Source organism: Arthrobacter sp. lap29, assembly GCF_032458965.1.
GTDB lineage: Bacteria > Actinomycetota > Actinomycetes > Actinomycetales > Micrococcaceae > Specibacter > Specibacter psychrochitiniphilus.
Window position 1 is genome coordinate 390617 of the sequence record NZ_JAUCEK010000004.1, and the last position, 13654, is coordinate 404270.

Annotated in this window: 12 protein-coding genes; 8 read left to right on the plus strand and 4 right to left on the minus strand. The window is 59.7% G+C overall.

The genetic code is table 11. The features are described 5' to 3' along the window. Nucleotides 1–5: 5 nt before the first annotated feature. The 7 genes from RY113_RS09390 to RY113_RS09420 all read left to right on the plus strand — a co-directional run bounded on the left by RY113_RS09390 (nt 6) and on the right by RY113_RS09420 (nt 8574). Nucleotides 6–950 carry a carbohydrate ABC transporter permease gene (locus RY113_RS09390; RefSeq protein WP_110104852.1) on the plus strand — a complete coding sequence of 315 codons (945 nt, stop codon included), beginning with the start codon at nt 6–8 and terminating at the stop codon, nt 948–950. After that, nucleotides 950–2413 (plus strand): sulfatase, encoded by a 1464-nt coding sequence (locus RY113_RS09395; protein WP_315914340.1) that lies wholly within the window; start codon nt 950–952, stop codon nt 2411–2413. Before RY113_RS09390 ends, RY113_RS09395 begins: the two co-directional genes overlap by 1 nt. Beyond that, nucleotides 2410–3729, plus strand: a complete 1320-nt coding sequence (locus tag RY113_RS09400) for a sulfatase (RefSeq protein WP_110104854.1) — start codon at nt 2410–2412, stop codon at nt 3727–3729. The genes RY113_RS09395 and RY113_RS09400 overlap by 4 nt, the downstream gene beginning before the upstream one ends. Nucleotides 3730–3816: 87 nt before the next feature. Then, nucleotides 3817–4527 carry a response regulator transcription factor gene (locus RY113_RS09405; RefSeq protein WP_062294031.1) on the plus strand — a complete coding sequence of 237 codons (711 nt, stop codon included), beginning with the start codon at nt 3817–3819 and terminating at the stop codon, nt 4525–4527. Nucleotides 4528–4542: 15 nt separating this feature from the next. After that, on the plus strand, nt 4543–6033 hold the full coding sequence (locus RY113_RS09410; protein ID WP_315914341.1) for a HAMP domain-containing sensor histidine kinase: 1491 nt from the start codon (nt 4543–4545) through the stop codon (nt 6031–6033). Nucleotides 6034–6166: 133 nt separating this feature from the next. After that, on the plus strand, nt 6167–6460 hold the full coding sequence (locus tag RY113_RS09415) for a WXG100 family type VII secretion target (protein WP_110104856.1): 294 nt from the start codon (nt 6167–6169) through the stop codon (nt 6458–6460). A 140-nt stretch (nt 6461–6600) separates the two neighbouring features. Further along, entirely contained in the window at nt 6601–8574 is a 1974-nt protein-coding gene (locus tag RY113_RS09420; protein ID WP_315914342.1) for a DUF222 domain-containing protein, read from the plus strand. A gap of 33 nt (nt 8575–8607) precedes the next feature. Here the strand turns inward: RY113_RS09420 and RY113_RS09425 are convergent, their stop codons facing one another. From RY113_RS09425 to RY113_RS09440, 4 genes are all read right to left on the minus strand, one after another. After that, a complete protein-coding gene (locus RY113_RS09425) occupies nt 8608–9555 on the minus strand; it encodes a ribonuclease HI family protein (protein WP_315914343.1) in 948 nt (315 codons plus the stop codon). Nucleotides 9556–9731: 176 nt separating this feature from the next. After that, the gene (gene groL, locus RY113_RS09430) at nt 9732–11357 is read right to left on the minus strand and encodes a chaperonin GroEL (RefSeq protein WP_110104859.1); all 1626 of its coding nucleotides are present in this window, start codon (nt 11355–11357) and stop codon (nt 9732–9734) included. Between the two features lie 341 nt (nt 11358–11698). Beyond that, on the minus strand, nt 11699–12313 hold the full coding sequence (locus RY113_RS09435) for a LytR C-terminal domain-containing protein (protein ID WP_315914344.1): 615 nt from the start codon (nt 12311–12313) through the stop codon (nt 11699–11701). A 42-nt stretch (nt 12314–12355) separates the two neighbouring features. Continuing rightward, entirely contained in the window at nt 12356–12613 is a 258-nt protein-coding gene (locus RY113_RS09440) for a DUF3263 domain-containing protein (protein ID WP_245932048.1), read from the minus strand. Nucleotides 12614–12847: 234 nt separating this feature from the next. Between RY113_RS09440 and RY113_RS09445 the strand changes: the two genes are divergently transcribed. Next, nucleotides 12848–13603, plus strand: a complete 756-nt coding sequence (locus RY113_RS09445; RefSeq protein ID WP_396334230.1) for a uracil-DNA glycosylase — start codon at nt 12848–12850, stop codon at nt 13601–13603. Nucleotides 13604–13654 lie beyond the last annotated feature (51 nt).

Below are 13654 nucleotides of genomic sequence, written 5' to 3' on the forward strand. Positions count from 1 at the left end.
AGCCCATGTCTACTCTCACCGCACCCGACCAGGTACCGAATCAGGCACCGGATTCACGCACCGATACGCCCGGGAAGAAGCGCAGCAAGAACTACCGCGGCGTCAGCCCGGCCCTGCGCGCTGAAAGCAACATCATCCGCAGCATCGGCGTGTTCTTGTTGTGGGCTGTGGTTGCCGTCAGCATCGCCATGCTGCTGTGGATGGTTCTGCAGGCATTCCGCGACACCCGTTCTATCCTCTCCAGCCCTTGGGGAATGCCGGAAAGCCTAGACTTCTCCAACTTCGTGCGGGCCTGGACTGTTGGTGACTTTGCCACAGCAACGTTCAATTCTGTCATCACCACTGCTGTGTCCTCGTTTATAACGGTGGCTCTGGCAGCACCCGCTGCGTACTACCTCAGCCGTGTGGAAAGCCGCCTGACCAACGGGCTGAGCCTGTACTTCATCCTTGGCTTGGGTATCCCGGCGCAGGTCATCTTGATCCCGCTGTTCGTGATGCTGAACAAGGTTTACCTGACGGACAGCCTTATTGGGCTGAACTTGGTCTACATTGCCGGTTCCATGCCGTTCACCGTATTCCTGCTGACGGCGTTCTTCCGCAGCCTGCCCATGGAGATGGAGGAGGCCGCCGCTCTCGACGGCGCCACTGCCCTGCGCACCTTCGTCCAGATCACCCTCCCACTGGCCAAGGGAGGCATCCTGACCGCATTTGTTCTGCAGGTGGTGGCGCACTGGAATGAAACGCTACTGGCGCTGACACTGATCCAGTCCACCGAAAAGTACACCCTGCCCGTTGCGTTGATTTCCTTTGTACAGCAGCAAACCTATTCAGGTGCTGATTGGGGCGGACTCTTCGCCGGCCTCTGCATCGTAGTCCTGCCCATGCTGGCCATCTACATCTGGCTGGGACGCCGGCTCACGGAGGGCCTGACCTTGGGAATGGGCAAGTAGTGCCCACTCCCAACCTGCTGTTCATTGTCGCCGACCAGTTCCGGGCCATGTGCCTGGAGCCGGGCGGCGACCCTGTTTCCACCCCTAATCTGGATGCCATGGCCTACGACGGCGTATCCCTGGCCCACGCTGTCAGCAGCTACCCGGTGTGTAGTCCGCACCGGGCCATGATGATCAGTGGGCAATATCCGGACGCGAACGGGGTCACCCACAATGTGAACTCGCAGACCGCCACTTGGGGCGTTGGCTTACGCCCGGATGCCCCCTCGTGGGCTTCGGCACTCAGGGATGCCGGATACAACACCGGCTACATTGGTAAGTGGCATTTGGAGGCCCCGGTGCCCGAGGATGCCATCCACGGCACCGGTCCGCTGGAAGATGGGCGGTACTGGGATGCTTGGTCGCCGCCGGATCGCCGCCACGGCTTCGATTTTTGGTATTCCTACGGCTGTTGCGATGAGCACCTCACCCCTCACTATTGGACCTCCGACGCCGGACGGCACCAGCGCACTAACGTCGCCGGGTGGTCAGCCGCCCATGAAACGGACGTGGCCATTGGCTTTCTAGAACGCGCCGCATCCATGGCCTCCGGGGATGCGGACCGGACGCCCTTTGCCTTGGCTCTTTCCTGGAACCCACCGCACCAGCCCTACGATCAGCTGCCGCTGGTGCACAACACCAGCTACGGCGCCCTTCCCCCCGCAGAGCTATTGAACCGTCCCAACGTGGACCTCGACTCCCCCGCCGGGCGCGAGGCCGCCACTATTGCACCCCTCTATTACGCAGCCGTTTCTGCCATCGATGCGCAGGTGGGACGGTTGCTGGCAACCCTGGACGCTCTGCATCTGGCGCAGGACACACTCGTCATTTTTACCTCGGACCACGGCCAGCAAATGGGGAGCCAGGACCTTATCTACAAGAATGTGCCGTACGAAGAGTCCATGCGGATACCGTGGGTCATGCGCTGGCCCGGGCGCCTGACCTCCTCTGCCGCGGACAGTGTGGGGATATCCAGTGTGGACATAGCACCTACTCTGTTGGGACTGCTCGGACTGGGCGAGCAAGTCCCCGCAGCAATGCACGGCACCGATGTCTCGCCTGCGTTACTCGCCCACGGTGGCGGGGCCCAAGGGGGTGGCGCTCAGGGGGGTGAAGCTGGGAATCTGGGTTCGCCGTCGTCCTTGTATTTCTACTACCCGCGCAACAGTTCCGATGTAGATATCCGGGGGTTGCGCACAGCCTCCACCAAGTTCATTGCCCGTTTCCAGCCAGCCTCCGGGCTGTCCACAGAGCTGTTTGATCTGGCCGGAGATCCATTCGAATTAGAGAACATCACCGATCCCTCCGCAATCCGGCACTGGGCGGGGAGCCTTTCAAACGCCTTGGCAGCGGCGGGCCAGTCATGGAACGGCGACCAAGCACTGAAAGTATTGGCAAACACTACGTTGGGAGTGCAACTATGAACATCCTTCTCATCATGGCCGACCAGTTTGCTGCCCACGCACTGGCACGCAGCCGTTCCACCGACGCGCATTTCAAAACGCCCAACCTTGACCGGTTAGCGTCTGTCTCCACGGTTTTTACCCAGGCCTACACGCCGTTTCCGCTGTGCGTGCCGGCCCGCAGCTCCATGATTACCGGAAAATATCCGCACCAGCTGGGCATCATGAACAATAAGTCTGCAGATGCTGCTCCGCGCTCCGAGCCTGGCCACGGTTCACAGTCACTTGGCCATTGGTTCACCGCGGCGGGCTATGACTGTGCCTACGCAGGCAAATGGCATGCCCTCCAGGCCAGCGCTTCCGTGAATGACGGCTTTGCCCCCATCCACCCCTTCGGCGACGAGGGTCTGGTGGAGGCGTGCCATGACTGGCTGGGGCAGCGTAGTGGCGAACGCCCGTTCCTACTGGTGGCATCCTTTGACGATCCTCACACCATTTGCGAATACGCCCGTTCTCAGCCCATGCCTTACGGGGATGTGCCAGCCGCCGCCGTTGCTGAGGCTCCCCCGCTGCCGGCGAACTTCTATAAGGCGCCCTACGCCTCTGAGGCACCAGCCATGGAACAGGTTGCAGCGGCACGTCTCTACGGCACGGCTGGATTCAGTCCCGATGACTGGCGCAGCTACCGCGCCACCTATGCCGCACTGGTTCAGCGCGTTGACCAACGCATTGGGCAGCTGCTGGACGGGATTGATGTGGCGAGTACCTCCGTCATATTTGTCAGTGACCACGGTGACGGCGACGCGTCGCACGGCTGGAACCAAAAGACTGCCCTGTACCAGGAATGCATTAAGGTGCCATTTCTGGTGCAGGTGCCAGGGCGGCCCGCAGCGGTGGTCACTGAGCCTGTGGCAGCCGTGCTGGGGCTGCTACCTACGCTGTGCGAAATCGCGGGAATACAGGTGCCGGAGGGCCTCGCCGCACCATCAGCACTGCAGCGGGACGGGAATCCGGTGGTGGTGGAAACAGCGTTCGCGGACGCAGCAGCATTGCCCGGTGCACGAACATCGGGCCGGGCGCTCATCCTGGGGCACTGGAAATACACGGTATACGGGTGGGGACAATACCGCGAGCAGCTCCATGATCTGGCCGCCGATCCGCAAGAGCAGCGCAACCTGGCCGTGGAAAATGCCTTCGCGCCGGAGCTCGAACGGATGCGGACGGAGCTATTGCGCTGGTGTGAGGAGACTGGGGATACGGCGTTCCGCAAGCGTCTGGTGCTGCCGAAAACGGCGCCGGCTGGAAAACATCAAGAGATCTTTCGGGTTCCCTACTAGCAGCTGGGAACTAACTGGGCGTAAGCTGACAGTACATACCCACGGAATATCCAGCGTATTCCCAGCTAATGGTCGGAGACTGAAATGGTGAAAAAGACTGGACCTGAAGCCAAGCTGCTCGTTGTTGACGACGAGCCCAATATTCGTGAGCTCCTATCCACTTCCCTGCGTTTCGCCGGGTTTGAGGTTATCGCCGCCGCCAATGGCCGCGATGCCTTGGCTGCTGCTGAGGAGCACAATCCTGACCTGGCCGTTCTGGATGTCATGCTCCCGGACATGGACGGATTCACCGTGACCCGCCGGTTGCGTGCAGCCGGGCGGCACTTCCCTGTGCTGTTTTTGACGGCCCGCGATGACACCGAAGATAAGGTCACAGGCCTGACAGTTGGCGGCGATGATTACGTCACCAAGCCCTTCAGTTTGGATGAGGTGGTGGCCCGCATCCGTGCGGTTCTGCGCCGCACCCAGCCCACGGAGGACGATGACGCGGTACTGCGCGTTGCCGATCTGGAGCTCGACGACGATGCCCACGAGGTGCGCCGCGCCGGCAAGACCGTGGAACTGTCCCCCACCGAGTTCAAGCTGCTGCGTTATTTGATGCTGAACCCCAACCGTGTGCTGTCCAAGGCCCAGATCCTCGACCACGTATGGGAGTACGATTTCAACGGCGACGCCTCCATTGTGGAATCCTACATTTCCTATCTTCGCCGCAAGGTGGATATTGATGCCTCCCTCCCCGCCCTGATTCAGACCAAGCGCGGCGTGGGGTACGTGCTGCGAACGGCTGACAAGCGCTAACGCACACCCAGTCCATTGATTACGTTGTGGAAAAACGCCTCCCTGCGCTCACAGCTGGTGGCCATCATCAGCGCCCTGTTGAGTGTGTCTTTGTTGGCGCTGGGAGCCACAACGTTTCTTTTGCTGCATTCCTTTCTGGAAGACCAGATGGACACGCAGCTGACCACTTTCCAGCGCTCCATTGTGGGCTACGGAACCGTGGATTCGCAGAATACCGGACAGACCCCGTTTGCCTTCGACTACTATGTGGGTTTCCACTTTTCCAATGGTTCGCTGGCTGATCAAAACCGTTCAGGGCAGGACAAGCCGGTCTACCCGGGCCTATCCATGGCCGAGGCACAGGCCCTCAATGGTAAGAAGTTTTCGGTCCCGAGCAGCGATGGCGGAGCTCCGTGGCGGGTGACTGTTATTGCCCCTCAGAAGTTCAGCTTTGGCACGGTGGAAATGAATCAGGGAGGCACTCCCTATGTGGGTTATGTGGTGGTGGGGCTTCCCTACGAAAACCTCAACATCACCATGGAGCGCTTGGCCGTGGTCATTGCCGGGGTTGCCATCCTGGCCGTCACGTTGGGCACCATGATCGCCTATTGGACGGTCACCCGCTCCTTCAGACCGCTGGGACGCGTGGAAAAGACGGCCGCGGCCATTGCTGCTGGCGATCTGTCCCGGCGCGTGGATATTGAGAATCCCGCCACGGAAGTGGGCCGGCTATCCGGCTCCCTGAACGCCATGCTGGCCCATATTGAACATGCTTTTGCTGCACAGACAGCGTCAGAAAAGAAGATGCGCCGCTTTGTGGCTGATGCTTCCCATGAACTGCGCACCCCCTTAGTCACTATTCGCGGCTTCTCCGAGCTGTACCGGCACGGCGCCCTTCAGACCCCGGACGATGTCGGCACAGCCATGGGCCGTATTGAAAGCGAGGCCAAGCGCATGGGCGAGCTGGTCGAGGACCTGCTGATGCTGGCCCGCATCGACGAGCAGCGTCCTCTGCAGCTCAAGCCCGTGGACCTGCTTATCATTGGCCACGACGCCGTCCTGGACGCCAAGGCCACAGCCACGGACCGTACCTTTAGAGTCACCGGGCTCGACGGCGGCCCCGGAACCCCTGCCACTGCGGTGGGAGACGAGGCGAAATTGCGTCAGGTGGTGACGAACCTGATGGGCAATGCGCTGCGCTACACCCCCGATGGCTCCCCCATCGAGATCATGGTCGGGACCCGCCACGATGGTGAGGCCCAGTATTCTGTGATCAAGATTCGCGATCATGGCCCCGGCATCTCAGCCGAAGAAGCTCCTCGGGTGTTTGAACGGTTCTACCGCGCGGATTCCTCACGCGATCGGAACACCGGCGGCAGCGGACTCGGCTTGGCCATTGTTTCAGCCATCGTGGCATCCCATGAGGGAACTGTCAGGTTGGAAAACACCCCCGGCGGAGGGGCCACCATGGCGATTGAGCTGCCCTTTAGGGAAGACAGCACTGAAGCTGATTCCTCCACAGACTAGAGCAGGGGCGAGCCTGTCCACGGGCCGGGCATCAAGTGTTCCGCTGCCCCAGTGCGCCTCTTAGGCTGAGCTTACCCAGTGACATTCGCTGGACATAGGCACAAGCCCTAGGTTTGAAGGCAAGGTAACCCCCATGGCACAGTTCAACGTCAACAGTGACGATCTCGCCCTGAAAAGCACCGCAGTCAAAGGCTCAGTGGAACGAATCCGGACCGAGGTAGACGCCATGAAGCGCAACCTCCTGGATCTGCAGTCATCATGGACAGGGACAGCGGCCACCAACTTTCAGTCGCTCATGACGGAATGGCACGCCACCGAGCTAAAGGTGGAAGCATCTTTGGAAAGCATCAACTCCGCACTGTCCATGGCTGCAACTCAGTACGCTCAAGCTGAGGCGGCCAACACCCGCATGTTCACCATTCGCTGAGCTGTCAGGGCTGGTTGGGTTGGGACGGGTTGGGCTGGGTTGGGTTGGGTTGAGTTGGGTTGGCCCAACCAGCTTCAAATATAGAAACTATATATTAGAAAATTCTATCCATATGGTAAAGATTCATATATAATTATGGTATGGGCACGGCCAATTGGCCCGGATCTTCAGAGGAATCCAACCTTTCCGGACCGTCAGTTTCAGGAGTCAATCTCGAGAAGGCTCTCGAGAATTACTTCTCCACGGCCTTCCACTTCCCCGTAGAACCCTCCTCCGGGAACCAACACCAGGATCTTTTTTTCTCCGATCTTCCAGATCTTCCAGAAGGTGCTGACGATGGTCTGATCGATGAAGAAATGTTCTTCGACGCGGTGGCAGAACAAGCCCGGCGAGAATCTGCAGCCAGCTTCGGAGGCGCTGAAAGCTGCGGTGAAGGATTTGGTGAAGGATTTGAAGGATACGACCCCGCGCTCCAAGACAATCGGCTGCCGTACAATCCACTGGCTGGCGAACCACTGGCAGACAATCCGCTGGCAGCCAATCCACTGCCAGCAGGCATGGCGCGGAAGTACCTCGATGTCCTGCGCTTCGCCGAGCCACTGATTATGCCACCCCCACTGAGGGTGGCTGTTTATGGTGGGAGCAAACGTGTTCAGCGGCTGCTCCCCACCCTAACGGCTGAAGAGCAAGCTCACTACATTCAGTGGACACCCGAGCTGGGTGCGGCAGCATTGGCTGGCTTGGATCCCGCGAACCTCTCGGACGAAGAACTCCTCACCTACATTCAGGCCACGGAGCGTCAGGCCTCCTGGTCCATGGCCCGGCAGGCAGCGGCCATCAATGAGTTTTCCACACGTCGACCGCCTGTGTGCGGCGAAGAACCACCCGAGAAGCACCCGGACCGCTCCCGTTATGCGGCGGCAGAGCTCATGGCCATGTTTGCTATCAGCACCGGCGCCGCTGAACGGCTCATTACCGACGCTGAGCTTCTGACCCGGCACCTGCCTGATACCTTCGCAGAATTTGATCAAGGCTCGCTGGACATCCGCAGGGTCCGCTCAGTGATCAGGGGATGCCAGAACACTCCCCCGGAAATTCTCCACGAACTGGAACCCAAATTTCTCAACCAAGCCATGAACAGCAATCCCAACTCGCTGACGCGAAAAGTTCGCGGGCTCGCCGAACGTCACAATCCAGAGCCCATTTCAGAACGTCATCGCAGGGCACGCACTGGCAGGGATGTTTGGCTCACGCCGTTGCCAGATGGCATGGCCCTCCTGGGGGCACGCTTGCCAGCCACTGATGCCACCCTACTTTTTAACTCGCTCGATGAGTGGGCACGGTCAGCCAAGCTGAACGGTGAGGATAGCCATGGAATCACTCCCACAGGGCGTCCATCTCGTTCGCTCAGCGAATACCGGGCGGATGTGCTGATCGATCTGCTGCACCAAGTTCTGCTGCACTCATCCACCCCGCCGCCGAACAGTTCTGGAGTGAACAGTTCTGGAGTGAACAGTTCCGGAGCAAACAGTTCTGGCGAAGAGGCGAACGGCGCAGGCTGGAGCGGTGCAGGGCCGTACTTCAGGAATCGAATTCCGGCCATTCTAAATATCACGGTTTCGGCGGACAGGCTCCTGGGGAAGTCGGCAGATCCTGTGATACTTGATGGATTCGGCCCCATCCCAGTAGACGATGTCAACCACCTAGCCGCCACTGCAAAGTTTTGGCGAAGATTCCTCACCGACCCGGATACTGGGAGAATGGTGAGCATTGGCCGGAAATCACGAAAACCGCCAAAAGCCATGGCTCGTGAAGTTCGGTTTAGGGACCCCGTCTGTACCGGTATTGGGTGTGACCGTCCCGCCCGCTCCTGCGAATTGGACCACACGAACCCATTCAACAGAATCACGTACTCCTCAGATGGCAGCGAACTGCCGCCCGGAGAAACCAGCCTCGAGAACCTGCGCCCACGCTGCCCTTACTGCCACCACCTCAAGGACGATCCTCATACAGGGTGGACTGTGGAGCATGTCAGCCCGGGCGTCACGAGGACAACAACACCAACTGGGCGCGTGTACATACAGACCCAAGGTGACATCGAGGCCCCCTTCTAGGGCAACTGCTGAAAACTGCCCCGGCTATCCGCACTACCGTTCTGTGGTCCCTTGATGAAAGCGCAGACGCCATTGTTGGCCATCCAGCTGCCACAGAGAACTTCGCAGGGTGTTTCCATTCGTTGACAGAGTGCGGTAGCTCAGCAGGGCAGTGGCTGCGTCCACCTTGTTCAGGTTGAGAACTTCCATTTCAACGTCTGCGGCCACCTCATCAGCTAGTAGTTCCAGCGTTTCCGCACGCGAACGCAGGTTTCCGGAGGCCCCAATCTCTTCGAAGTCGGGGTGCAAAAGCTCCGCTAAACGGAGCGGATTGGAGCGGACACTAGGGTCAAGTAGTTCCTGCTCGAGCTCGCGCACAACATCCAGGCTGCTCTCAACTGGGAGCACGAACGAGGGGTCAGGCTCATCGTCCAGCATGGAGAACAGCTCCGGTTGTGCTTGCCCTGCAGGCTGCCACGACCCTGAGGCAGCAGAGTTGGCGGCAGGAATAGCGGCAGGGTTAGCACCAAGGTTCGCGCCGGGGAATCCGGGCCCGGCGTTGGGGGAACGTTTGGCTTGGTGTGCGGTGGCTGCGTCCCGTGCGCGGTCATCAGCGGCCTCGTTCAGCTCATGCCCGGCATGGCCTTTGACCCACTCAAAGGTGAATTTGCGGCCCACAAGCGCGGCATCAATCTCCTTGAGAAGGTCCAGGTTCAGAACGGGCTTGCCGTCCGATTTTCGCCAGCCTTTGCGCTTCCAACCTGGCATCCACTTGGTGACGCTGTTGATCACGTACTGACTGTCGCACAGGATGTGCAGTGGTTCCTCCGGCATGTGTGCCGTGGATTTGAAGAGGTCAAGGACTGCCATGAGCTCACCCATGTTGTTGGTGCCGTGGTCCCAACCACCAGCACGCCAGCAGTTGTCATTTACATACCATGCCCAGCCAGCCGGACCGGGGTTTCCTAGAGCCGAACCATCGGCGGCAGCAACAATTGTCATGTGTTACATACTTTCAGACTCCACCGACACTCAGGCACCAAAGGGGCGCCAACACCCCGCCGTCAGGGAAAGAAAAAACACCCCTGCCTGTAGCGGAGATGGATTTCGCATGCTTTTTGCGAAATCGTACTGCCCGCGGGGCAGGGGTGTTTTTACTTGAGCGATAAGACGGTGGGTTAGAAGCCGCCCATTCCGCCCATGTCGTCGCCGCCGCCAGCCGGGGCAGCCTTCTCAGGCTTGTCGGCAATGACTGCTTCAGTGGTGAGGAACAGTGCAGCAATGGAAGCCGCGTTCTGTAGGGCAGAGCGGGTTACCTTTACCGGGTCGCTAACGCCAGCAGCCAGCAGGTCCTCGTACACGCCGGTTGCAGCGTTCAGACCGTGGCCGTTGGGCAGTGAGCGGACCTTGTCCACCACTACGCCAGGCTCCATGCCTGCGTTGAGGGCAATCTGCTTCAAGGGAGCGTCAATGGCAACACGCACAATGTTGGCGCCTGTTGCTTCATCGCCGGTCAGTTCGAGAGAGTCAAACGCGGTAACGCCGGCCTGGATGAGAGCAACACCACCGCCGGGGACGATGCCTTCTTCCACAGCTGCCTTGGCGTTGCGCACTGCGTCTTCGATGCGGTGCTTGCGTTCCTTGAGCTCAACTTCAGTTGCGGCACCGGCCTTGATGACTGCAACACCGCCGGCCAGCTTGGCCAGACGTTCCTGCAACTTCTCGCGGTCGTAGTCGGAATCGGAGTTTTCGATCTCGGCACGGATCTGTGCAACGCGACCTGCGATGGCTTCGGCGTCGCCGGCGCCTTCAACAATGGTGGTCTCGTCCTTGGTGACAACAACCTTGCGGGCCTTGCCCAACAGGTCAAGCGTGGTGTTTTCCAGCTTGAGGCCAATTTCTTCAGCGATGACCTGGCCGCCGGTGAGGATGGCAATGTCGGAGAGCTGAGCCTTGCGGCGATCGCCGAAGCCCGGAGCCTTGACGGCAACGGACTTGAACAGGCCACGGATCTTGTTCACGATCAGTGTGGCCAGTGCTTCGCCTTCAATGTCTTCGGCGATGATCAGCAGCGGCTTGTTCGAAGCCATAACCTTTTCCAGAACTGCAACAAGGTCCTTGACGCTGGAGATCTTGGAGTTCACGATCAGGATGTACGGATCTTCAAGAACCGTTTCCTGGCGCTCGGTGTCGGTTACAAAGTAAGCGGAAATGTAACCCTTATCGAAGCGCATGCCTTCGGTGAGCTGGAGCTCCAGGCCGAAGGTGTTTGACTCCTCGACAGTGATGACGCCTTCCTTGCCCACCTTGTCCAAGGCAGTAGCAATGAGGGCACCAATCTCGGGATCACCGGCGGAGATGGACGCTGTTGCGGCGATCTCTTCCTTGGTCTCGATTTCCTTGGCGGAAGCCAGCAGTTCCTTGATGACGGCTGCAACAGCCTTCTCGATGCCGCGTTTGAGGGACAGCGGATCGGCGCCGGCAGCTACGTTGCGCAGGCCTTCCTTGACCAGGGCCTGGGCCAGCACGGTGGCCGTGGTGGTGCCGTCGCCTGCAATGTCGTCAGTCTTCTTGGCGACTTCCTTGACCAGCTCGGCGCCGATCTTTTCATAAGGATCGTCAAGTTCAATTTCCTTGGCGATGGAGACACCGTCGTTGGTGATTGTGGGTGCGCCCCACTTCTTTTCCAGCACTACGTTGCGCCCGCGCGGGCCCAAGGTTACCTTTACGGCGTCGGCGAGGATGTTCAACCCACGCTCAAGGCCGCGGCGTGCCTCTTCATCAAATGCAATGAGCTTGGCCATGGAGGCTTCAGTCCTTTCGGGACAGTCATTAGACAATTTCAAGATTCCTCGCACGGCGCCCGCGACGGACGGATGCGCCTTCTGCTGATATAGATACAACAGCGGCAAACCCTCGCCATGTGAGGAAATGTTATTACCCTGACGAAAGCGAAACTGCTAGAAATTAGCAGTCACCACCTCAGAGTGCTAACTCAATAATTAGCACTCGGTACCTCAGAGTGCAAGCGGGAGCGGCACTATGTGCTTGCGGCGAACGGCCGGGCAGGGGCTGGGTCGGGCATTCCCGAAGCTGGCGCAGGGCTTCACTGCAGCTGGCGCCGGGCCTGCAGAGGGTAAAAAACTTACGCTCCCGGGCCCAACACAACCGCTAGGGGAAGCCCGAGTTCTGCAGTATCCACCAACTCAGTGATATTCAGCAGCCCTCCGAGGGCTACAGCATTGGCCTTCTGCTCGAGGCCGCTGTAGAAAATAACCGATGTATTTTGCGGCTGCCCGCCCCAGTTGGAGGACTGTGACACAACCCATCCATCGCCCTGGACTGTACCGGCGTAGCGTGCGGCAAGTCCCGGTACTCCGGTGGCGTTGAAGATGGCCACGGTAACGCTCTTATCAACCACTGATTCGGGAGTTGCTTCAGCTGTGGGTGTTGACGTCGGCGTTTCCGTAGGCTTCGTGGTGGCAGAATCGGTCGGGGCGGGTGCCGTGGTGGCAGGCGCCGTCGGCGCAAGTGTCGGTGCCGCGGTGGTTTGGTTGGCCACAAGGGGCGGCGGCGTGGTGTTACCGAGAATTTTCGGCATGATGAAAAAGGCCAGAAGACCAACACACAAGGCGGCGACGCCAACAATCATCAAAGGCATTAAGGAGCGCCCCTGGGCTTCCATCGAAGACCGGTGGACGCCGTGGCGTGCCGAGTTCTCCTCGACGGCGTCGAATTCATCCCGCGGGTAATTACTCATTGTGCAGTGTGGTCCTTGTGGGTACGGTGGCGAAGGCGTGCGTTAGTTCCCGAGCCGCCGTGCGGAACGGGCCTGTTGCCGTGACAAACGTAGTCTACGCAACCGTTTGACCAGCATGGGGTCATAGGCCAGCGCGGCTTCCGTGTCGATCAACGCATTCAGAACTTGATAATAGTGGGTCGCTGAGAGCTCAAACTTCTCTCTGATGGCCTGCTCCTTCGCGCCGGCATACTTCCACCATTGGCGTTCCAGATCCAGCATCTGCTGCTCGCGTGCACTGAGCCCCACAGGAGTCCCCAGCGTTGCGGTAGTTTCTGCGGAGGGCTCTGCGGAAGCAGTCTCGTGATGGAGCGCTTCAGTCACAACAGTCCCTTTTCCGCTTGTCTCTCCCGTTCGGGCAGCAATCATGAGCCCGCTCTGTCAATGATAGGGGTGAATTACCGCCCTGTCATTTGGGATTGCGTGGATGGGCCGGGCGCTAGTGGGCGCTGTGGAGGAAGTCCCCTTCCCCCACCATGGCCCACAATGGAGAGCATGGACAGCGCACCCAGCCTTTTTGACCTGCCGGCCCCGGAACCCTGGGATGGAACACAATTGCAGGCCCTTGCCGCCTTGAAATCCGCTCCCCTGACGCAAATGGCCCCTGATTGGGCCACAGCATTGGCCTCCTTGGAGGCCACCTTGGCGAGCTTGGGCGCCATGCTTGAACATGAGTACGATTCCGGAACTCGCTTCCTGCCTCTACCCACCCAGGTGCTGCGCGCCCTGGGCACCCCCTTGGCCGAGGTGAAGGTGTTGATTGTGGGCCAAGATCCCTACCCCACACCGGGGCATTCAGTAGGTCTGGCGTTTTCCGTGGACCGCTCAACGCATCCGCTGCCTCGGAGCCTGAACAATATTTTCAAGGAATTGAACACTGACTTGGGCATCCCACCTGCCACCCATGGCGATCTGGGTGCCTGGTCCCGTCAAGGCGTCCTGCTCCTGAACAGAGTACTCACGGTGGCGCCAGGAGCGGCAGGTTCACACCGCCGTCGTGGGTGGGAAGAGGTCACCGAGGCTGTTATTAGAATCCTCGCAGCACGGAAACAGCCGCTAGTGAGCGTGCTGTGGGGCAAGGACGCCCAACGGCTGGCGCCGCTTCTCACCGGAACCCCCGTGATTGAATCGGCGCACCCAAGCCCACTGTCCGCATCCCGCGGCTTCTTCGGATCCAAGCCCTTTAGCCGCATCAACAATCAGCTATTAGCGCAAGGTGCCACCCCCGTGGACTGGCAATTACCACAATGAACTAGACTGGTTAGGACAACCTAACTTGGCGCTTTTTCCGCGCCCACCAGG